This is a genomic window from Peribacillus sp. NPDC056705, assembly GCF_043656335.1.
On sequence record NZ_JBHTYI010000256.1, the window covers coordinates 1 to 1,115 of the forward strand.

2 protein-coding genes are annotated in these 1,115 nt (G+C 48.7%); both read left to right on the forward strand.

Annotated features, from left to right (window positions below; all coding sequences use genetic code 11):
* Positions 1–403: N5-glutamine methyltransferase family protein (locus ACFRAK_RS29450; RefSeq protein ID WP_394573262.1), on the forward strand; the 403-nt coding region annotated here is incomplete at its 5' end.
* 234 nt (positions 404–637) lie between these two features.
* Positions 638–1,115 (forward strand): FtsW/RodA/SpoVE family cell cycle protein (locus ACFRAK_RS29455; RefSeq protein ID WP_394573263.1); only part of this gene is annotated, 478 nt, incomplete at its 3' end.

Genomic DNA, 1,115 nt, shown 5'->3' on the forward strand with positions numbered 1-1,115 from the left:
TGCGCTGGAAGTAGCCTCGCGTAATGCACAAAGGCTTGGGGCAGACGTTGAATTTCGGCAAGGAAATCTACTCGAACCGTTGGCGGGATTAGCACCAGATATCATCGTGTCGAACCCGCCGTATATTCCGGCAGAGGACATCGAGGAACTGCAGCCGGAGGTGCGCGACCATGAGCCGCGCCTGGCACTCGATGGCGGGGAGGACGGGCTTCGTCCTTACCGCATCATGATGGAACAGCTGCCGCTATTGGCAGCCCCTCCCCGGCTGATCGCGTTTGAGCTTGGTCAAGGTCAGGCAGAAGATGTGGCTGCAATCCTGCGCGCCGCAGGGCACTGGTCAGAGATTGTGACCATTCAGGACTTGCAAGGCATTGACCGGCATGTTCTTGGGATTTCGCGCTAATGGATATTGAGGCCCCCAAACTTTTATCGAGATGGAATCGTTATATCTGCATGTAAGATCGATGCGGTGACGAAAGCTTAGATTTGCCGTTCGTTGTGTTCGATGGGGAATTCTTTTAGAATAGACGGTGGGTATAAGGTAGTAAGCTTTCTTTTTATGTTTGCTGTCGATCAACTTGCTCGCAAGGGCAAAACGGAGCTTAGATCCGGTAGCTCCGGGCACAGGGGGAACAACATGCTAGAGAAAATTAAAAAAATTGATTACGTAATCGTATTTGTACTGGCGATGCTGATGATCATCAGTATCGTGTCGATATATAGCGCTACGGCCAATACGAGGTTTGAGGGACTTCATCTTCGTATGATCGGTTATTACATCGTGGGATTTATTGCGTTCTTTGGAATCAGTTTGATTGATTACCGGGTGTTAATTAAGTATGCGACTTATATATACCTCGGTGGCTTGCTGATATTAGTGCTCGTTATATTTATCGGAACGGATTTGAACGGCGCGCAAGGCTGGATTTATATTGGTGGATTAAGTATCCAGCCGGCTGAACTGTTTAAGTTAGTGCTTATCATCTTTCTGGCTTATGTGTTGGTGCGTAAGAACAAGGCCCAACTCGGATTCTGGAAGGACGTTATCCCTCTGGGGTTGCTGACTTTGCTTCCGTTCGGGATTGTTATGATTCAGAATGACCTTGGGAATGCAC